Origin of the sequence: Nonomuraea sp. B12E4 (assembly GCF_039871825.1) — a bacterium.
GTDB lineage: Bacteria > Actinomycetota > Actinomycetes > Streptosporangiales > Streptosporangiaceae > Nonomuraea.
The window spans coordinates 144,676-166,144 of sequence record NZ_JBDPME010000005.1 but is presented as its reverse complement, the minus strand read 5'-3'; the positions used below and the strand labels follow the sequence as shown (position 1 = coordinate 166,144).

General features: G+C 74.1%; 10 protein-coding genes. 9 read left to right on the top strand and 1 reads right to left on the bottom strand.

The window, feature by feature from the left end:
- Positions 1–2 precede the first annotated feature (2 nt).
- Together ABGB18_RS14385 and ABGB18_RS14380 are read left to right on the top strand one after the other, a co-directional pair.
- Positions 3–1,196 (top strand): family 2 encapsulin nanocompartment cargo protein terpene cyclase, encoded by a 1,194-nt coding sequence (locus ABGB18_RS14385; protein ID WP_347695974.1) that lies wholly within the window; start codon positions 3–5, stop codon positions 1,194–1,196.
- 16 nt (positions 1,197–1,212) lie between these two features.
- Entirely contained in the window at positions 1,213–2,067 is an 855-nt protein-coding gene (locus ABGB18_RS14380; RefSeq protein ID WP_347695973.1) for a geranyl diphosphate 2-C-methyltransferase, read from the top strand.
- A gap of 85 nt (positions 2,068–2,152) precedes the next feature.
- Here the strand turns inward: ABGB18_RS14380 and ABGB18_RS14375 are convergent, their stop codons facing one another.
- Positions 2,153–2,509 (bottom strand): hypothetical protein, encoded by a 357-nt coding sequence (locus ABGB18_RS14375; RefSeq protein ID WP_347695972.1) that lies wholly within the window; start codon positions 2,507–2,509, stop codon positions 2,153–2,155.
- An 89-nt stretch (positions 2,510–2,598) separates the two neighbouring features.
- Here ABGB18_RS14375 and ABGB18_RS14370 point away from each other — a divergent pair, with 89 nt between their 5' ends.
- The 7 genes from ABGB18_RS14370 to ABGB18_RS14340 all read left to right on the top strand — a co-directional run bounded on the left by ABGB18_RS14370 (position 2,599) and on the right by ABGB18_RS14340 (position 21,382).
- Complete coding sequence (locus ABGB18_RS14370; RefSeq protein WP_347695971.1) at positions 2,599–3,507, top strand: class I SAM-dependent methyltransferase; 909 nt, start codon at positions 2,599–2,601, stop codon at positions 3,505–3,507.
- Between the two features lie 154 nt (positions 3,508–3,661).
- A complete protein-coding gene (locus ABGB18_RS14365; protein ID WP_347695970.1) occupies positions 3,662–4,072 on the top strand; it encodes an ATP-binding protein in 411 nt (136 codons plus the stop codon).
- Positions 4,073–4,388: 316 nt separating this feature from the next.
- The gene (locus ABGB18_RS14360; RefSeq protein ID WP_347695969.1) at positions 4,389–4,970 is read left to right on the top strand and encodes a GNAT family N-acetyltransferase; all 582 of its coding nucleotides are present in this window, start codon (positions 4,389–4,391) and stop codon (positions 4,968–4,970) included.
- Positions 4,971–4,975: 5 nt separating this feature from the next.
- The gene (locus ABGB18_RS14355) at positions 4,976–6,235 is read left to right on the top strand and encodes a SidA/IucD/PvdA family monooxygenase (RefSeq protein WP_347695968.1); all 1,260 of its coding nucleotides are present in this window, start codon (positions 4,976–4,978) and stop codon (positions 6,233–6,235) included.
- A complete protein-coding gene (locus ABGB18_RS14350; RefSeq protein ID WP_347695967.1) occupies positions 6,232–9,345 on the top strand; it encodes an amino acid adenylation domain-containing protein in 3,114 nt (1,037 codons plus the stop codon). The genes ABGB18_RS14355 and ABGB18_RS14350 overlap by 4 nt, the downstream gene beginning before the upstream one ends.
- Positions 9,342–21,173 (top strand): amino acid adenylation domain-containing protein, encoded by an 11,832-nt coding sequence (locus ABGB18_RS14345; RefSeq protein WP_347695966.1) that lies wholly within the window; start codon positions 9,342–9,344, stop codon positions 21,171–21,173. Before ABGB18_RS14350 ends, ABGB18_RS14345 begins: the two co-directional genes overlap by 4 nt.
- Positions 21,170–21,382, top strand: a complete 213-nt coding sequence (locus tag ABGB18_RS14340; protein WP_347695965.1) for an MbtH family protein — start codon at positions 21,170–21,172, stop codon at positions 21,380–21,382. Before ABGB18_RS14345 ends, ABGB18_RS14340 begins: the two co-directional genes overlap by 4 nt.
- Positions 21,383–21,469: the final 87 nt, after the last annotated feature.

Genomic DNA, 21,469 nt, shown 5'->3' with positions numbered 1-21,469 from the left:
CCATGCCGGACAACGCCACCGCGGTGCCGCTGCCCGCGGGCCCGACGGGCCTGGGATCGTTCACGCTCAGCCTGCCGGCCGCGCTGCAGCCGTACCGGGCCGAGTTCGAGGCGACGGATGGGCACGAGCCCGCCGAACCGCCCGGCCGGGGATGGGACCTCGCGCTGCGGGCGCCGTCCGGCGGCGAGCGCAGGCACAGCCTCGCCCCACTGGCCTACCGGGAGCGGGAGTGGGGCGACGGGTCCTACCCGCCGCTCTACTGCCCCGAGACCGCGCGCGTCGACGACGGTCTCGGCGCCGAGGTCGACCGGCGGCTGGTGGCGTGGGCGGAGCGGGTCGGCCTGCACGAGGGGCGGCTGGAGGAGTTCGCCGCGACCGGGTTCGGGCGGCTGGCGATGCTCGCCCACCCCGACTCCGACGATCCCGACCACCTGCTGATCGCGGCCCAGATGAACGCCGCGTGGTGGGCGGCCGACGACTACTACGCCGACGAGACGGACCTCGGCGCCACGCCGACGGAGCTGCCGCCGCGCCTCGCCCTGGTGATGTCGGCCATGGACCCGCCCCCGGACGCCGGCGAGTACACCCGCACGCTCGAAGAGGCGATCCGGGCCGACCCCGTCCTGGTGTCGCTGCGCTCGGCCAGGAGCCACGTGTCCCGGCACGCCACCCCGTCGCAGGTGATGCGCACCTGCACCACCACCTTCCAGATGTACGTGAGCTGGACCGCCTACGCCGCCTGGCGCTACCTGGACGCGCAGCCGCCGGTCTGGCGCTATCTCGCGGCCCGTCAGCACGACAGCTTCTACACCTCGATGATCCTCATCGACATCGTCGGCGGCTACGAGCTGCCCGCCAACCTCTTCTACGACCGGCGCTTCCACACCGCCCTGATGCAGGCGGGCACCGCCAGCGTCATCGTCAACGACCTGCACTCCGTCGAGAAGGAGGCGGCCGACGCCCTCCCCGACTCCAACCTGATCCTGCTCATCGCGGCCGAGGACGGCTGCTCCACGCGCGAAGCCACCGAGCGCGCCGTCCACCTGCACAACGACTTCGTCAAAGGCTTCGAGCAGAGTCAGCGCGAACTCGCCGCCGTCCCCTCCCCCGAGCTCAAACGATTCCTGCGCGGTGCGCAGGGCTGGATGGGTGGATGCCTCGAATGGCACGGCTCGACCAGCCGCTACCAGTCATGACGAGAAAGGAGCTCAGATGACCGTCACACCACAAACCCCCGTGCTCAGCAGCCTGTACCAGGAGTCCGTCGCCGCCTATTGGAATGCCGAGCGGAATCCGGTCAACCTGCGCCTGGGCGAGGTCGATGGCCTCTACCACCACCATTACGGCATCGGGGAGGTGGACTGGTCGGTGCTGGACGGCCCGGCGGAGACGAGGGAGAAGCGCGTCGTCAACGAGCTGCACCGGCTCGAGTCCGTCCAGGCGGAGACCCTCCTCGCGCACCTCGGCCCGCTGCGGCCGGAGGACCGGGTGATGGACGCCGGCTCGGGCCGCGGCGGCTCCAGCATCCTGGTCAACCTGCGCCAGGGCTGCCAGGTGGACGGCGTTTCCATCTCCGAGTCGCAGGTCGCCTTCGCCAACGACCAGGCCAGGAAACGCGGGGTGGACGACAAAGTACGCTTCCACTTCCGCAACATGCTGGACACCGGCTTCCCGACCGGAGCGTTCCAGGCCATCTGGAACAACGAGAGCACGATGTACGTCGAGCTCTCCCAGTTGTTCGCCGAGCACGCCAGGCTGCTGAGGCGGGGCGGCAGATACGTGTGCATCACCGGCTGCTACAACAACGCCTACGGCCTGCCGTCCCGCGCGATCAGCCAGATCAACGCCCACTACATTTGCGACATCCACCCGCGCAGCACGTATTTCGCCGAGATGGCGGCCAACCGGCTTGTCCCGATCAGTGTCGTGGACCTCACGGCGGCCACCATCCCGTACTGGGAGCTCCGGGCGAAGTCCCACCTGGCCACCGGCATCGAGGACGCCTTCCTCGACGCCTACAAGAGCGGCAGCTTCCAGTATCTGCTCATCGCCGCTGACCGCGTCTGACCGCACCTCCCCGATCCTGGTCGGTCCACCGCCCGCGCCGCACCCCTCCGGAAGGCGGCGCGGGCGGCGGACCGACCCTGAGCTCTCAGTCGCGCGGCCGTTCGGGGACGAGCGCGCCGCGCAGCAGCGGGCGGGCCGCCAGGGCCACGAGCACCGCGGCGAGCACGCCGACGCCCGTCATGGCCACGGCCCTGGCGACCGCCCAGCCGAGCCACTGGACCTGGTAAACGTCGAGCAGGGGCAGGATCACCATCACGGCTCCCGAGACGGCCGCCATGGCGCAGACCGGCAGCGCGGCGATGACCGCCTGCCGCACGAGCACCCCGCCCAGGGCCCGCTCCGGCACTCCGGAGGCGGCCAGCGCGGCGAACGAGCGGCGGTGGTCGATCAGCTCCTCCGCCTGGTGCACGTGCGAGTGGCCCGGGCGCCCGCCACGGCTCACTTGTCGGACCGTCGAACTCTCGGCGACCTGCCGATGGCCATGCGGCAAACCCCCTTTCAGCGGGTAAACGCGGCTGTTAGCGTCCCGGCATGTCCGCACCGGATCTGACCACCGCCCTCGAACGCATCCCCGGCTGGTTCTGGCCTGCCGACCAGCGCCTGTTCGAGTGGTTCCTGTCCGCCGACACCTCGGGTGACCTGCTGGAGCTCGGGACGTACCTGGGCAAGAGCGCCGTCCTGATCGGCGGGTACGCGCGGCCGGGCGAGACCTTCACGGTCTGCGACCTGTTCGAGTCGGAAGCTCCGGACGCGGACAACGACGTCGAGACCACCAAGTCCTACTCCACGCTCACCCGCCGCAAGTTCGAGCAGAACTACCTGAGCGTCCACGACACCCTGCCCGAGATCGTGCACGGGCCCACGTCGATCATCCTCGACCACGTGAAGGCGGACAGCTGCAGGTTCGTCCACGTGGACGCCTCCCACCTCTCCGCACACGTACGCGGTGACGTGCAGGCGGCGCGGACCGTGCTCCGGGACGGCGGGATCGTCGCCTTCGACGACTACCGCAGCGAGCACACGCCGGGCGTGGCGCTCGCGGTCTGGGAGGCGGTCGCCGGGCTCGGGCTGGAGCCCATCGTCATCAGCTCGCAGAAGCTGTACGCCATGTGGGGCGATCCGGTGCCCGTCCAGCGGCGGCTGCTCACCTGGCTGGAGTCGCGCGAGGACCTGTGGCACACGACGGACGCGCTCGGGGAGCGGCAGCTCGTACGCGTCAACCAGCGCAAGAAGCCCAAGCCCGCGGCGTCGCCCGGCAACGAGCTGGACAAGCTCGCGACCGAGCTGCGGCGCACCACGGCGGAGCTGAAGAAGGCCACGGCCGAGTCGCACAGCGCCGTCCAGGCGCTGCGGAAGGCCACCAGGGAGGTCAGCCTGCTCGGCCCGGTCGCGCACCGCGCGGCGGGCTGGCTCCGCCGGCGCGCCACCCCGCGGAAGTGACCTCCGGGCGCGCCTGGGGCGGCGCGCGGAGGTGACCTCCGGGCGCGGCTGAGGGCGCGGAATCGCAACAATCATGTGGCGCGGATTCCCAAGAATGATTATGAGCGGTTATCGTGCATTTGGGAGCGCTCCCACATCGAGAGACGTGATGCAGATGACCCTCTACCCCGGGCCGTTATCCGCTTCGGCGATCCACGCGGTGGAATACCTGCTGCCGTCGGTGCCGTCCGGTGTGGGTAAGGCGCGCTCCCTGGTCCGGACGGAGCTGACCGGCTGGGCCCCCCAGCAGGCCATCGACGACTGCCTGCTCATCGTCAGCGAACTGGTCACCAACGCCGTCCGGCACGGCGGGTCGGCGTACGCGCTACGCCTGGAGGTCCGCGAGGACCGGCTGTACGGCGAGGTCTTCGACCCGGGCGACGGCGTGCCCCAGCAGCGCTCCCCCGACATCGACGCGATCTCCGGCCGGGGGCTGCAGATCGTGGCGGCGCTCTCCGACGCGTGGGGCGTGACGCCGGGCGACGGCGGCAAGACCGTGTGGTTCACGGTCGTCCGCACCTTCTGACGATCGGTCCCGCCCACCGGGTCCGGCGCGTTCGCCCGCGTGAATGAACCGGCTCCGCCGTGGGAGCTCGACGGCCTGCTGGGTGACGGTGCGGAGATCGCCTTCGCCTCCGACCTCACCCTCGCCCGCCGGGCTCGCTGACCTCGGGCGGGCGACCTCGGGCGGGCGACCTCGGACGACGGCGGTGGCGGCAACGGGCCGCTGCCGCCGTTTCTTTTTGTGGGCATTGACATCTCTTGACTGTTTCGCGGATCCGATGCTTAGTTAGGCATGGCGCCAGTTTAGGTTAGGCAAACCTAACTATTGCGGAGGATGAGTGAGCCAGCCACACCTGCAGGACATCGGAGCGCCACCCGTTCCCCCGAGGGTGGGCGACTGGCGGATCACCGTGATCGAGCCTGAGGCTGACGGGATCGCCGTGGTCTGCGACTGGATGAACCGGCCGCACGTGGCGGGCCCGTGGGACCAGGCCTGGCCGTACGAGCGGTGGGCGGAGGAGATCGCCCGGCAGGCGGCGGGTGCGCACTCGCGGCCGTGCCTGGCGTCCTTGGACGGTGAGCCGGTCGCCTACCTGGAGCTCTACCGGGTGCTGCGGGACAGGCTGGCACCCCTGTACCCGTACCGGCCGCGCGACATCGGCGTGCACATCGCCATCGGCGCGCACGAGAACCTCGGCCGCGGCCTCGGCCGGGAGTTGCTGCGGGCGGTCGCCGTGGGACTGCTGGCGGCCGAGCCGGAGTGCACCCGGGTCGTCGCGGAGCCGAACGTCCGCAACGCGGCCTCGCTCCGGGCGTTCGCCGCGGCCGGGTTCGTACGGGCGGGAGGGGTCACGATGCCGCACAAGACCGCCGCCCTGATGGTGTATCCGCGCGCCCAGGAGGACGTGCCCCAGTGGTGACTCCGGTGTTCGATCTCGTCGGGATCGGTTTCGGCCCGTCCAACCTCGCCCTGGCGATCGCCCTCGCCGAGGCCGGGTCCCCCGCGCAGTCCGCGGTCTTCCTGGAGAAGCAGGAGGCGTTCGGCTGGCACCGTGGAATGTTGATCGAGGGTGCCACCATGCAGGTGTCCTTCCTCAAGGACCTGGTCACCATGCGCAACCCCGCCAGCCCGTACAGCTTCGTCGGCTATCTGCACGCCAAGGGCCGGCTGGCCGACTTCATCAACCAGAAGACCATGTATCCCACGCGCGTGGAGTTCCACGACTACCTCGAATGGGTGGCGGCGCGCTTCGAGCGGCAGGTCTGCTATGACGCGGAGGTGGTCACCATCCGCCCGGTGGAGGCGGACGGCGAGGTCAGGGAGCTCGACCTCGCCGTGCAGCGCGGCGAATTGACCACCTACCGGGCGCGCAACGTCGTGCTGGCCGCCGGGCTCCGCCCCGTCCTGCCCGCCGGGGTCGTCGCGGGCGAGCGGGTGTGGCACAGCCAGGAGCTGATGTACCGGCTGGCGGGCTTCCCGGTCGAACGGCCGCGCAGGTTCGTGGTGGTCGGCGCGGGGCAGAGCGCGGCGGAGGTGGTCGAGCACCTGCACACCCGCTTCCCCGCCGCGGAGATCTGCGCGGTCTTCTCCAGGTACGGCTACAGCCCGGCCGACGACAGCCCCTTCGCCAACAGCGTCTTCGACCCCGCGGCCGTGGACCGTTTCTACGACGCCCCGCACGACGTCAAGCAAATGATCATGACCTACCACGCGAACACCAACTACTCGGTCGTGGACCTCGACCTGCTGCAGGAGCTGTTCCGGCGCGCCTACCGGGAGAAGGTGGCCGGGGCCCAGCGGTTGCGCGTCATGAACCTTTCTCGCGCCGTCGGCCTGGAGAGCCACTCCGACGGTGTGAGCGTCCACGTCGAGTCGCTGGTCACGGGCGAGGTCGAGGCGCTGCGCGCGGACGTGGTGGTCTACGCGACCGGGTACCGGCCGGTGGAGCCGCTGGACCTGCTCGGCGCGGCCGGGCGGTTCTGCCTGCGTGACGAGCGCGGCGAGCTGGTGGTCGGGCGCGATCACCGGGTGCGTACCGTGCCGGAGATGTCCTGCGGCATCTACCTGCAGGGCGCCACCGAGCACACCCACGGGCTGACCGCCACGCTGCTGTCCACCACGGCCGTGCGGGCGGGCGAGATCGCGAGCTCGCTGGCGGCCGCGATCCTGGAGCCGGTCCGGTGACGCTGACCGAACTGATCGAGGCGCGGGCGGCGGCGACGCCTGACGCGCCCGCCGTACGTTTCCGCGACGTCACCCTGACCTACGCGGAGCTGGACGGGGCGGCGTCGGGCCTGGCCGCGCGGCTGCGGGAGCGCGGGGCGGGCCCCGAGCGGATCGTCGCGGTCGCGCTGCCGCGGTCGGCCGAGCTCGTCGTCGCGCTGGTCGCGGTGCTGAAGGCGGGGGCCGCGTACCTGCCGGTGGATCCGGACTATCCGGCCGAACGGGTCACTTTCATGCTGGCCGACGCCGAGCCCGTGGTGACGCTGCGCGCCGTGTCCCTCGAACCGGCCGCGCGGGCCGTGGCGGGCACGCGGGTGGATTCGCGGCATCCGGCGTACGTCATCTACACCTCCGGTTCCACCGGGCGGCCCAAGGGGGTGGTGGTCTCGCACGAGGCCATCGTCAACCGGATCCGGTGGATGCAGGCGGAGTACGGCCTGACCGGGGCGGACCGGGTGCTGCAGAAGACGCCGTCCAGCTTCGACGTGTCGGTGTGGGAGTTCTTCTGGCCGCTGGTCGCCGGGGCCACGCTGGTGGTGGCCGAGCCGGGCGGGCAACGGGACGCCGCCTACCTGGCCGGGCTGATCCAGCGGGAACGGGTCACGACGGTGCATTTCGTACCGTCTATGCTGCGCGCGTTCCTGGCCGACCCGGACGCCGCCGGATGCGCCGGGCTGCGCAGGGTGATCTGCAGCGGCGAGGCGCTGCCCGCCGACCTGGTGGCGGACTTCCACGCCGCCCTGCCCGGGTGCGAACTGCACAACCTGTACGGGCCGACCGAGGCGGCGGTGGACGTGACCTTCTGGCGGTGCCGTCCGGGCAGCGCGGACGGGACGGTGCCGATCGGGCGGCCCGTCTGGCACACCACCGTTCACGTGCTGGACCGTGACCTGCGCCCGGCGTCGTACGGCGAGCTGTACATCGGCGGGGTGCAGGTGGCGCGCGGCTACCTGCGGCGGCCGGGACTGACGGCGGGGCGGTTCGTACCGGATCCGTTCGGCCCGCCCGGGTCGCGCATGTACCGCACGGGCGACCTGGCCCGCCGCCGGGCGGACGGGGTCGTCGAGTACGCGGGCAGATCCGACGACCAGATCAAGGTCCGCGGCTTCCGGGTGGAGCCGGGCGAGGTCGAGGCGGTCCTGTCCGGTCATCCGGGCGTGGCGCAGGCGGCGGTGACCGCGAGGGAGGACCGCCCGGGGGTGGTCCGGCTGGTCGCCTACATCGTCCCTGCCGCCGGGGTGGGCCTTGGCGGGTTGCGGGAGCACGTCGCCGCGCGGCTGCCCGCTCACATGGTGCCCGCGGTGTTCGTGGTCCTGGACGCGATGCCGCTGACCCCCAACGGCAAACTCGACCGCCGTGCCTTGCCCGCTCCCGAGCCCCCGCCTGCCGGTGCGGCGGGCGCGAACGCCGCGCCCGCCGGGGTGGCGGGCATCGCCGGGGTGGCTGGCGGGGAGCAGGGGCCCGCCGCCAGGGTGTTAGGGGTCGAGGGGACGCTCGCGGGGCTGTTCGCCGAGGTGTTGCGGCTGCCGTCGGTGGGCCTGGGGGACGACTTCTTCGCGCTGGGCGGGGACAGCATCCTCGCGCTCCACCTCACCGGCCGGGCGCGCCGGGCCGGGCTGGCGATCACCGCCCGCCAGGTGCTCGAACTGGGCACCGTCCGCGCCCTCGCGGCCGTGGCCGGCAAGGGAGCGTCCGCCGAACCTCAAGAGGCGGCGCTCGGCGCCGTTCCCGCCACGCCGATCATGGGCTGGCTACGCGAGCGTGGCCCGCAGATCGACCGTTTCGCCCAGTCAATGACGCTGCGCCTGCCCCGGGGAGTGGGCGGCGACCGGCTCACCCGCGCCCTGCAGACGGTGCTGGATCACCACGACCTCCTCCGCGCCCGGCTGACCGACGACGGGCTCGACGTGCCACCGCCCGGCTCGGTGCCCGCCGCATCCCTGCTGCACGTGGTGGCAGCCGGCGATCTGCCCGCGGGCGCGGACACCGTGGCGGCCGGCGACCTACCGGTGGAGGCGGTGGCGGAGGCGTGGGGTGGGCTGGCGCCGCGGGACGGTGTGATGTTGCGGGCGGTCTGGCTGGACGTGGGCCCGGGCAGGTCCGGCCTGCTCCACCTGGTGGCGCACCATCTCGTCGTGGACGGGGTGTCCTGGCGGGTGCTGGCCGAGGACCTGGCACACGCCTACGAAGGCATGCCCTTGACCCGCTCCACCTCCTTCAGAACCTGGGCCCGCGCCCTGCCCGCCCTCGACCGCCGCGCCGAGCTGCCGTACTGGAAGGCGACGCTGACCGGCGCGGCGGAGCCGGGGGACGACGCGGCAGCGGCGGGCGCGGCGGAGCTGTGGGGGCTTGACCCGCGGCTTGATACCGTCGGGTCCGCCGTTCGCCTGACCCTGACCGCCCGGCTCGACGTGACGCTTGAACTGGTGCTCGCCGCGCTGGCGTCGGCCGTGGTCGAGCAGCGGGCCCGCCGTGGGTGGCCGGGTGGGCGTGAGGTGCTCGTCGATCTTGAGGGGCATGGGCGCGAGGACCTGGCGGACGGTGCGGAGCTGTCCCGTACGGTGGGGTGGTTCACCAGCATCTCCCCCGTACGCCTGGACGGCGGCGCTGACACTCCGGCCCGCGTCTCCCGGCGCCTGCGCGCTGTCCCCGCCAAGGGCGCCGGGTACGGCCTGCTCCGCTACCTCGACCCGGCCACCGGCCCGGTCCTCGCCCGCCTGCCCAGGCCGCGGATCTGCGTCAACTATCTCGGCGGGTTCACCGGTGACGGAGGCGACTGGAGCATGGTGCTCGGCCAGGAGAGCCTCCTGGACCTGGCCGATCCCGGCCTTCCGCTCGCCCACCCCGTGACGATCGACGCCCTCGTGGTCGCGGGCCCCGGGGGGCCGAGCCTGCGGGCCACGTGGACGTACGCGCCGCGGGTGGTGCCCGAGCCGGTCGTCCGCGAGCTGGCCGATCTGTGGCTCGCCGCGCTCGGGGCCATCGACCCTCCCGCCGCCGGCCCTTCCGGTCCCTTCCTGGTCGACGTCGACCAGGAGGAACTCGACGAGTTCGAGGAGACTCTGGCTTGAACGCCGCCCCTGAAGTCAAGAAGGTCCAGGATGTCTGGCCGCTCACACCGCTCCAGGAAGGTCTGCTCTTCCATGCCCTGGACGGCGGAAGCGACGGGCGCGACACCGCTCCGGACGGCGGGAGCGACCCGTACACCGTGCATTCCACCCTCGACCTGCGCGGTCCGCTGGACGTCGCGGCCCTGCGCGGCGCCGCGGAAACGCTGCTGCGCCGCCACGACATCCTGCGCGGGGCCTTCCGCCGTCGCAAGAACGGTCAGCCGGTGCAGGTCATCGCCGCCCGCGCCGCCCTGCGCTGGCACGAGGTGGACCTGACGGACGCGGCGGACGCGGATCGGGTGGCCGAGATCGTCGAGGAGGATCGGCGGGCGCCCTTTGATCTGGCGGCGCCCCCGCTGCTGCGGTTCACGCTGGTCCGGCTGGCTTCCGAACGGCACCTCCTGCTCGTGGCCAACCACCACCTGGTGCTGGACGGCTGGTCGCTGCACCTGCTGCTGCGGGAGCTCCTTGAGCTGTACGGCGGTGCGGACCTGCCGCCCGCGCCGCCGTACCGGGACCATCTGGCCTGGCTGGCGGGGCGGGACGAGCGGGCCGCGCGGGAGACCTGGCGGGAGTATCTGGCCGGGTTCGATGAGCCGGCGCTGCTGGTGGGGGCGGCGGCGGGTGCGGTGCGCGAGGTGGTCAGCGAGCTGCCGGCCGAGCTGACCGCCCGGCTGGCGGCGGTGGCCCGCGACTCGCGGGCCACCATGAGCATGGTCGTGCAGTTGGCGTGGGGGCTGGTGCTCGGTCTGCTCACCGGACGGGACGACGTGGTGTTCGGCGTCACCGTCGCCGGCCGCCCGCCCGAGGTGCCGGGGGCCGAGCGGATGATCGGCCTGTTCATCAACACCGTGCCGGTACGGGTGCGGCTGCGCCCCGGCAGCCCGGTCGCCGAACACCTGGCCCGGCTGCGGGACGCCCATGCCCGGCTCATCGACCACCACCATCTCGGGCTGGCCGAGATCCAGGCCGGCCGGGAGCTCTTCGACACGCTGGTGTTGTTCGAGAACCAGCCGAACCGCCTGGCGGGCGACGCCACAACACGCCTGGCGGGCGACGCCACAACACGCCTGGCGGGCGACGCCACAACACGCCTGGCGGGCGACGCCACAACACGCCTGGCGGGCGACGCCACAACACGCCTGGCGGGCGACGCCGCAACAAGGCCGGCGGGTACCGGTGGGCTGGTGGTCGCCGGGGTCGAGGAGCGTGACGCGACCCACTACCCGGTCACGGTCAGCGTGCGGCCGGGCGAGCGGCTGCGTCTGGAGCTGGCCTACCGTGAGGGGTCGGTGAGCGCCGCCGAGGCGGAGCGCCTCGCCGGGCGCCTCGTCAGGGCGCTGGAGGAGCTCGCGGCCGATCCCGGGCGCCCGGTCGGGCTGCTGGACCTGCTGGAGCAGCACGAGCGCGATCAGGTGCTGGGGGAATGGGCGGGCTCGGAAGGCGAACCCGAGCACGCCCGAACGGACCCGGCACAGGTGGTTTCCCCGGGCACGTTGGCCGAGGTCTTCCGGGAGCGGTGTGCGGCCGGCGCGGATGACGTCGCGGTGGTGGACGGGCGCGGGAACGCGTTGACCTACGCCGAGCTGGCCGATCGGGCGAGCCGGCTGGCCGGGGTGCTGGGTGCGCGCGGTGCCGGGCCGGAGGACGTGGTGGCGGTGGCCGTGCCGCGCGGTCTGGACACGGTCGTGGCCATCCTCGGGGTGTGGCAGGCGGGTGCCGCTTATCTGCCGGTTGACCTGGGCTATCCGCCGGAGCGGATCGCGCTGATGCTGGGGGATGCCGGGGCGGCCGTGGTGGTCACCGACGCGGCGACGGCGCCATCCCTGCCGGCGGCGGGTGACCTGCTGGTGCTGATGGACGATCCGGGGGTCGGGGCCGGGTCCACGACGGCGCCGCTGCCCGGGAACCCGGCGTACGTGATCTACACCTCCGGCTCCACCGGCAGGCCGAAGGGCGTGGTGGTGACGCACGCGGCGGTGGCCAACCTGCTGGCCGCGCACCAGGCGGACGTGATCGCCGCGGCCGTGGCGGCCGTGGGCCGGCGGCTGCGGGTGGCGCACAGTGCCTCGTTCTCGTTCGACGCCTCGGTGGATCCGCTGCTGTGGATGCTCGCCGGGCACGAGTTGCACGTGCTCGACGACACCACGTACCAGGATCCCGGGCTGCTGGCGGCCTACGTGGCCGAGCACCGGATCGACTACGTGGATGTGACGCCGTCGTACCTGGCCTCGCTGATCCCGGCGCTGGAGGACGGCCCGCACCGGCCGGCGGTCGTCGCGGTGGGCGGCGAGGCGGTGCCCGGCCCGCTCTGGGAGCGGGTGTGCGCGCTGGACGGCGTGGTGGCCCGCGACCTGTACGGTCCCACGGAGTGCACCGTGGACGCCTACGTGCGCCGGCAGGACGGCGGCGCGGCGCCCATCCCCGGCGTACGCGTGCTGCTGCTGGACGGGATGCTGCGCCCGGTGCCGCCCGGGGTCACCGGCGAGCTGTACCTGGCCGGGGCCGGGCTGGCCCGCGGCTACCTGGGGCGTGCCGGGCTGACCGCCGAGCGGTTCGTGCCGTGCCCGTTCGGGCCCGCGGGGGCACGCATGTACCGGACGGGCGACCTGGCCCGGTGGCGTGAGGGGCGGCTGGAGTTCGCCGGCCGGGCCGACGACCAGGTGAAGATCCGCGGCTTCCGGGTCGAGCCGGGCGAGATCGAGTCCGCGCTCGCCGCCCACCCGCGGGTCGGCCAGGCCGCGGTGGCCGTCCACGAGTCCGGGACCGGCGGGCGGCGCCTGGTCGCCTACGTGTGCGGGCAGGTCGGCGAGCGGGAGTTGCGCGAGCACGCCCGAGGCCTGCTCCCGAGGCATCTGCTCCCTTCCGCGTACGTGCTGCTCGACGAGCTGCCGGCGCTTCCCAACGGGAAGACCGACCGGCGCGCGCTGCCCGCCCCCGGGCGGGCGCGGGCCGGGCGGGACCCGCGTGACCCGCGCGAGGAGCGGCTGTGCGCGCTCTTCGCCGAGGTGCTCGGCGTCGACCGGGTGGGGATCGACGACGACTTCTTCGAGCTGGGCGGCCACTCGCTGCTCGCGGCCCGGCTCGTGAGCAGGATCAGGTCGGAGCTGGGCGCCGCTGCGGGAGTCCGCACGCTGTTCGACGCGCCCACCGTCGCCGAGCTGGGCGGGCGCCTCGGCGTCGCGGCCGACCGGCCGCCGCTCGTCCCCGGGGACCGCCCCGTACGGGTGCCGCTGTCGTACGCCCAGCGCCGCCTGTGGTTCCAGCACCGGCTGGCGGGCGGCTCCGCCACCTACAACATGCCCTTCGCCCTGCGCCTCGACGGGCCCCTCGACGTCGCGGCGCTGGAGGCGGCCCTGGGTGACGTGGTGGCCCGGCACGAGGTGCTGCGGACGGTGTTCGGCGAGCACGAGGGCGAGCCGTACCAGGTGGTCCTCGACCGGGTGAGCCCGGTCGTGGAGGCGGGGCCGCCCGACCTCGGGCACGTCTTCGACCTGGCCGCCGAGCCGCCGCTGCGGGTGTGGCCGGCGGCGGACCGGCTGACGCTGCTGCTGCACCACGTGGCGGGGGACGAGTGGTCGCTGCGGCCGCTCGTGGCGGACCTGACCGCCGCCTACCGGGCGCGGGCGGCGGGCCGGGCGCCGGAATGGGAGCCGCTGCCCGTGCAGTACGCCGACTACGCGCTCTGGCAGCGGGAGCTGCTGGGCGACCCGGACGACCCGGGCAGCCGGCTGGCCGGGGAGCTCGCCCACTGGCGCCAGGCGCTCGACGGCCTCCCGCCGCAGCTCGCGCTGCCCGTGGACCGGCCCTTCCCGGAACGGGTCTCCTGGCATGGCGCCACCATCGACTTCGACCTGCCGGGGGCGGCGGTGGCCGGGCTGGCGCGGCGTTCCGGGTGCACGGCGTTCATGGTGGTGCACGCGGCGGTGGCCGCCCTGCTCACCAGGCTGGGCGCGGGCACCGACATCCCCGTCGGCACCCCCATCGCCGGACGCCCCGACGAAACCCTCACCGACCTGGTCGGGTTCTTCGTCAACACCCTCGTCCTGCGCACCGACACCGGCGGAGACCCCACCTTCACCGCACTCCTCGACCGCGTACGCCGCACCGACCTGACCGCCTTCGACCACGCCGAGATTCCCTTCGACCTGCTGGTGGAGGGGCTGCGGCCGGTCCGCGTGCCCGGCCGGCACCCGCTGTTCCAGGTGATGGTGACCTATGAGCACGACTCCGGCCTGCCCGTCGAGGAGATCGATCTGGCGGTGGCCAAGTTCGACCTGACGTTCGTGTTCGGGCCGGACGGGGGGCGGCTGGAGTTCCGTACCGACCTGTTCGACGCCGCGACCGCGGAGGGGCTCGCCGCCCGCCTGGTCCACCTGATCGGCCAGGCGGCGGCCCGGCCCGACCGGCCTCTCTCGGAGCTCGTGGTGGCCCCGATGCGGGAACCGTCCGTGCGCGGCGTGCCCGGCGGCGCGCCCGATGGCCCGGCCGAACCCCGTACGGAGGCCGAGCGGACCCTGGGCCGGTTGTTCGCCGAGGTGCTCGGGCTCGGTGAGGTCGGCGTCGGCGACGACTTCTTCCGGCTGGGCGGGCACTCGCTGCTCGCCGCGCGGCTCGCCGCCAGGATCAGGTCGGTCATGGCGGCCGAGGTGTCGCTGGGCGACGTCTTCGCCGCGCCGACCGTCGCCGGGCTCGCCGGGCTCCTCGGCGCGGCGGACCGGCCCGCGCCGGTGGCGCCGCCGGCCGCCCGGGCGCGTCCGGCCCGGCCGCCGCTCTCCCACGCGCAGCGGCGGTTGTGGTTCCTGCACAAGCTCGACGGCCCGTCCGCCGCCTACACCGTGCCGCTGATCCTGCGCCTGCGCGAGCGGCTGGACGCCGACGTGCTGCGGCGGGCCCTGGGTGACGTGGTGGCCCGGCACGAGGTGCTGCGGACGGTGTTCGGCGAGCACGACGGGGAGCCGTACCAGGTGATCCTGGACGGGGTGAGCCCGGTCGTGGAGGCGGGGCCGCCCGACCTCGACCGGCCCTTCGACCTGGCCGCCGAGCCGCCGCTGCGGGTGTGGCTGGAGGCGGACCGGCTGACGCTGCTGCTGCACCACATCGCGTGCGACGAGTGGTCGCTGGAGCCGCTCCTGTCCGACCTGACCGCCGCCTACCGGGCGCGGGCGGCGGGCCGGGCGCCGGAATGGCGGCCGCTGCCCGTGCAGTACGCCGACTACGCGCTGTGGCAGCGGGGGTCACTGGGCGAGCTGATGGACCGGCAGCTCGGCTACTGGACCGGCGCCCTCGCCGGGCTGCCCGAGCGGCTGGAGCTGCCCGCCTGGAGCGGGGACCGGGGTGCCGCCACGGTCGGCCTCTCCCCCGGGCTGCGGCGGGCGCTGGCCGAGCTGGCCCGGGACAGCGGGGCCACGATGTTCATGGTGGTACACGCGGCGGTGGCCGCCCTGCTCACCAGGCTGGGCGCGGGCACCGACATCCCCATCGGCACCCCCATCGCCGGACGCCCCGACGAAACCCTCACCGACCTGGTCGGGTTCTTCGTCAACACCCTCGTCCTGCGCACCGACACCGGCGGAGACCCCACCTTCACCGCACTCCTCGACCGCGTACGCCGCACCGACCTGACCGCCTTCGACCACGCCGACGTGCCCTTCGACCAGGTGGTGCAGGCGGTCAACCCCGTCCGGGGCAGCGGGAACCCGCTGTTCCAGGTGGCGGTCGCCTACCATCCGGCCGCCGCGACGCCCGCGGGGACGCCGGGCGCGTTCGACGCCGTCGAGGAGCCCGCGCCGGCGGGCCCGGCCAAGTTCGACCTGGGTGTCACCTTCACCGAGCGTGGCGATGGGCTGGACCTCCTGGTCGAGCATCGGCACGGGGCGGCCGGGCGGATCGCCGGCATGCTGGTCCGGGTGCTGGCCCACGTGGCCGAGAAGCCGGACGCGCGGGTCAGCGAGCAGCCGGTCCTCGCGCCGGAGGAGTTGCGGACGATCCTCGCCGAGTGGAACGACACCGGTGCCGCCGAGCCGTACCGGACATTGCCGGAGCTGTTCGAGGCGCGGGTCAGGGCCACGCCCGAGGCGGTGGCGGCGATCTGCGAGGACGACCGGCTGACCTACGCGGAGCTGGACGCGCGGGCGGAGCGCCTGGCCGCCGCGCTCGCCGCACGCGGGGCCGGGCCGGAGCGGATCGTGGCGATCGCGCTGCCGCGCGACCTGCGGATGGTGGTCGGCGTGCTGGCGGTGGCCAAGGCGGGCGCCGCCTACTTGCCGATCGACCCCGCCCACCCGGCCGAGCGCATCGCGTCGATGCTCGACGACGCGCGGCCGGCACTGCTCCTGGCCACCCGGGAAACGGCCCGGTACGTGCCCATGCCGCCACTCCTCATGGACGACCTGCCCGAGCCTGGCGGCGCTGATCCGGAACGGCGCCATCCTGTGCCGGGCGCCGCATGCCCGGAAGGGCACGGCCCGGAGCCTGGCGGCGCCGTCCCGGTGCGGCCGGGCCCTCGCAATCCGGCCTACGTCATCTACACCTCGGGCTCGACCGGCCGGCCCAAGGGGGTCGTGCTGGAGCATGCGGGCGTGCGCGCGCTGGTGGACACCGCCGTCCGGCGGTTCGGGGTCGGGCCGGGCAGCAGGGTTCTGCAGTTCGCCTCGATCAGCTTCGACGTGGCGTTCTGGGAGCTGACCATGGCGCTGTGCACCGGCGCCACGCTCGTGGTCGTGCCCGCCGAGCGGCGGGTCGCCGGTCCCGAGCTGACCGAGTACGTCACCGGCCATCGGGTCACCCACCTCGCCCTGCCGCCCGCGCTGCTGTCCGCGCTGCCGCCGGACTGCACCCTGCCGGCCGGCTCCACGCTGCTGGTGGGCACCGAGACGGTCACCCCCGAGCTGGTACGGCGCTGGGCCCGGCGGCACCGGATCTTCGACGCCTACGGGCCGACGGAGGCGATGGTGAACTCCACGCTGTGGGCGGCGACCGGCGACCTCGACGCCCTGGTGAGCGTGCCCATCGGCCATCCCGACGTGGGCAAGCGCGTCTACATCCTGGACCGCGCCCTGCGTCCGGTGCCGCCCGGCGTCATCGGCGAGTTGTACGTGGCGGGCGCCGGCCTGGCCCGCGGCTACCTCGACCGGCCCGGCCTGACCGGCGAGCGCTTCGTGCCGGACCCGTACGGGGCCGCGGGCGATCGCATGTACCGCACGGGCGACCTCGCCAGGTGGCGTGCGGACGGCGCGGTGGAGTTCGCCGGGCGGGCGGACGGCCAGATCAAGATCCGCGGGTTCCGCATCGAGCCGGGCGAGATCGAGTCCGTGCTGGCGGGCTGCCCGGGGGTGCGCGAGGTCACGGTGCTCGCGCGGGAGGACCGGCCGGGCGACCGGCGGCTCGTGGCCTACGTGACGGGGGCGGAGGGCGACCCGGCGGCGTTGCGCGCGTACGCCGCGGCCAGGTTGCCCGATTACCTGGTGCCCGCCGCGTTCGTCACGCTGGATGCCCTGCCGCTGATGGTCAACGGCAAGGTGGACCGGAAGGCGCTGCCCGTGCCGGGAGGCCCGGCCGCCGGGTCCAGGGCCGCGCGTACGGACGTGGAGCGGGTGTTGTGCGAGGTCCTCGGAGAGGCGCTGGGGGTCGAGTCCGTCGGCATCGACGACAACTTCTTCCACCTGGGCGGGCATTCGCTGCTGGCGGTGAAGGTGATCGCCCGCGTCCGGGCCCGGCTGGGGGCCGAGCTGCCGCTGCGGACCCTGTTCGACCGGCCCACGGCCGCCGGCCTGGCCGCCGCGCTCACCCCGCCCTCCGCCGGCCCCTGGCCTTCCGGGGGCGCGGGGCTTCCCGGAGGCGGCGCGGCCTCCGGCGGCGGGGGTGTTCGCGCGCTGGTGCCGGTGGTTCGTCCGGTTCGGGTGCCGCTGTCGTCCGGTCAGTCGCGGTTGTGGTTCCTGCAGGCGCTCGAAGGGCGGTCGGCCACCTACAACGTGCCGCTGGCCGTTCGGCTGCCGGGGCCGCTCGACCCGGCGGTGGCCGGGGCGGCGCTGGGTGACGTGGTGCGGCGGCACGAGATCCTGCGCACGGTCTTCCGTGACGAGGACGGCAGGCCGTACCAGGTGGTCCTGGACGCGGCGGACCCAGTCGTCGCGGCCGGGCCCCCGGAACTCGGGCACGTCTTCGACCTGGCCGCCGAGCCGCCGCTGCGGGCATGGCTGGAGGGGGACCGGCTGACGCTGGTCATGCACCACATCGTGTGCGACGAGTGGTCGGCCGGGCCGCTGGTCGCCGACCTCGCGGCCGCCGTACGGGCGCGGGCGGCGGGCCGGGCGCCGGAGTTCGCGCCGCTCCCCGTGCAGGTCGCCGACCACGCCCGGTGGGAACGTGACCGGCTCGACGCCCTCCTCCCGGCGCAGCTCTCGTACTGGACGCGGACCCTGGCCGGGCTGCCCGGCCGGATCCCGCTGCCGCCGGCCGGGCCGGGCGGGGCGGTGGTCCGCGAGGTGCCCGGGCGGGACGCGCTGGCGGCGCTCGCCGCGCGCGCGGGCGCGAGCGTGTTCATGGTGCTGCACGCGGCGGTGGCGGCGCTGCTGACCAGGCTGGGCGCGGGAACCGACCTGCCGATCGGTACGCCGGTCGCGGGCCGCCCGGACGAGGCCCTGGCGGATCTGGTCGGCTTCTTCGTCAACACCGTCGTCCTGCGCGTGGACACCGGCGGCGACCCCGGCTTCGCCGAGCTGCTCGGGCGGGTACGCGAGACGGACCTGGCCGCGTTCGAGCACTCCGAGGTGCCCTTCGAACGCGTCGTGGAGGCGGTCAACCCCGACCGCTCGACGGCGGGGAACCCGCTCTTCCAGGTCATGGTCACCTATCAGCGGACCGGGCCGGCGCCGCTGGAGGTGCTGCCGGAGCCCGGCCCGCCGGCCCCGAAGTTCGACCTGGCCTTCGCCTTCACCGAGACGGACGAGCGCCTGGAGGTCGCGATCGAGCACCGGTTGGAGCACGCCGCGGCCCGGCAGGTCGCCGACGGGCTGCTGCGGGTGCTGGAGCAGGTGGTGGCCGCGCCGGGGCGCCCGATCGGGGACCTGGACCTGCCCCCCGCCGACAACCCCGCCGACGACGACCCCGCCACCGTCGCCACCCGTGACACCAACGCGGGAGGCGGAGCCGCCGGGCAGACCGATTCCGCAGGGCGCGGCGCCGTCGGGCGGGGTGAGGCTGTGCGGCGTGAGCCGGATGGGCCGGTCGAGGTGCGGCTGCTGGCGATCTTCGAGGAGGTGCTCGGCCGGAGCGGCATCGGCGTCGGTGAGGAGTTCTTCCACCTTGGCGGGCACTCGCTGCTGGCCGTCCGCCTGATCAGCCGGATCCGGGCGGAGCTCGGCGGGAACGTGACGATCCGGGACGTCTTCGAGGCCCCGACCGTCGCGGCGCTCGCGGGCAGGCTCGCCACCGCCCGCGGGCGGGCCCGGCCCGCGCTGGTCGCGCGGCCGCGCGGGACACGGATCCCGCTGTCGTCCGCACAGCGGCGGTTGTGGTTCCTGCACACCCTGGAAGGTCCGTCGGCCACCTACAACGTGCCCCTGTCCGTACGGCTGCGCGGCCCGCTGGACCCCGGCGCGCTCCGCGCCGCCCTGGCCGACGTCGTGGCCAGGCACGAGGTGCTCAGAACACTCATCGCCGAGGACGACGACGGCCCCTACCAGCGGGTCCTCGATCCCGGCGAGGCGCGGGCGCGGCCGGCCTTCGACCCCGGGCCCGGCCGTCCCGACCACGGTTTCGATCTGGCCGGCGAGCTGCCGATCCGGGCCTGGCTGCACGCCGACGGGCCGGACGAGCACGTGCTGCTCGTGCTGCTGCACCACATCGCCTGCGACGAGTGGTCGGTCGGCCCGCTCTGGACCGACCTGGCCGCCGCCTACCGGGCGCGGGCGGCGGGCCGGGCGCCGGAGTGGGAGCCGCTGCCGGTGCAGTACGCCGACTACGCCCGCCGGCAGCAGGAGACCGAGGAGCGGGAGCAGCTCGCCTTCTGGCGGCGGACCCTCGACGGCCTGCCCGCGCACCCCCGGCTCCCGCACGACCTGCCCCGCCCGCCCGTGGCCACCGCCGAGGGCGACGTGGCCCACTTCCACCTGCCCGCCGGGACCCGCGCCGCGCTGGCCGAGCTGGCCCGGGACAGCGGGGCCACGATGTTCATGGTGGTACACGCGGCGGTGGCCGCCCTGCTCACCAGGCTGGGCGCGGGCACCGACATCCCCATCGGCACCCCCATCGCCGGACGCCCCGACGAAACCCTCACCGACCTGGTCGGGTTCTTCGTCAACACCCTCGTCCTGCGCACCGACACCGGCGGAGACCCCACCTTCACCGAACTCCTCGACCGCGTACGCCGCACCGACCTGGCTGCCTTCGACCACGCCGACGTGCCCTTCGACCAGGTGGTGCAGGCGGTCGCCCCGGTCAGGTCGCCCGCCTGGCATCCGCTGTTCCAGGTCATGGTCGCCTACCACCCGGCCGGGCGGCCGCTCGAACCGCTGGCGGGGGTGACCGTGGTGCCCGAGGAGGCGGGCACGGCCACCGCCAAGTTCGATCTGGCGGTGTCGGTGTCGGAGGAGGGCGACGGGGCGATCGAGTACCGTACCGATCTGTTCACCCGGGGTGCGGCGGAGCGGGTCGCCGCCTGCCTGGCGGACCTGCTGGGCACGGTGGCGCGCGAGCCGGGCACCCGGCTCAGCGGGCTGGCGGTCGAGCCGATGGCGCACGCGGCGTGGGCGCGGCTCGCGGCGGTGCCACGCCACGAGCCGTCCGGGGCCGCCGGGGTCGAGGCCGGGCTGTGCGGGCTGTTCGCCGACGTGCTCGGTGTCCCCCTGCCCCGCCCGGACGAGAGCTTCTTCGAGCTGGGCGGCCACTCGCTGCTCGCCGGGACGCTGATCAACAGGATTCGGGCCGAGTTCGGGGTGCGGCTGCCGGTCAGGACCGTGTTCGAGGCTCCGACGGCCGCCGCGCTCGCCGAGCGGGTGAGCTCCCCCTACCGCCCCGGGCACGCCCTGGACGTGCTGCTGCCGATCAGGACGGGCGGGGAGGGGGCGCCGCTGTTCTGCGTGCATCCGCTGTTCGGGCTCGCCTGGTGCTTCACGGGGCTGGCGGGGCTGGTGGACGCGCCGGTCTACGGGCTGCAGGCGCGCGGCCTGGCCGGGACGGGGCCGCTTCCCGCCAGTCTGGACGAGATGGCCGCCGAGTACGTCGCGGCCATCCGCACGGTGCGACCCGCTGGGCCGTACCGGCTGCTCGGCTGGTCCTTCGGCGGTGTCGTCGCGCATGCCATGGCCGCCAGGTTGCGGGGCGAGGGCGAGCGGGTGGAGTTGCTGGCCGTGCTCGACGCGTACCCGCTGCTGCCCGGTGAGGAGCCCGAGAGCGGCGACGACGAGCAGGACGCCCTGCGGTTCCTGCTGCGCCTGGCCGGGCACGCCGCGCAGGGGCCTCTCGACCGGCGGGGCGTCGTGCGTTACCTGCGCGCGGGCGGAGGGGCGATGGCCGAGCTGGAGGAGACGACCGTCTCCGCGATGATCGACGTCGCGATCAACGCCGAACGCCTGATCCGGACCGACCCGCATCCGTACTTCGACGGCGACCTGCTGTTCGTCACGGCGGGCGCGGACAAGGACGGCTCGGGGCTGGACGTCTCCCGGTGGCGTCCCCATGTCGGCGGCGTCATCGAGAACCACACCGTCGACTGCGAGCACTTCGAGCTGGCCGATCCGGGGCCGCTCGCCCACATCGCCCGCATAGTGAGGGAGAAGCTGTCATGACGAACCCGTTCGAGGACCCCGGCTCCGACTATCTCGTCGTCGTCAACGACGAGGCCCAGCACGCCCTGTGGCCTGCCTGGATACCGGTGCCCGAGGGATGGCGCGACGTGCACGGCCCGGCGGCGCGCGAGTCGTGCCTGGAGTACGTCGAGACACATTGGACGGACATGCGCCCGGCCGGCCTGGCCCGGGCCATGGACGGCACCTGACCGGCGGCGCCTCGCCCGCGCCCGGGAGGCGCCGCCACAGTACGCGGGCGGGCGCCGGGCACGGTTCGGTCAGCGGGCGGGCGGCGG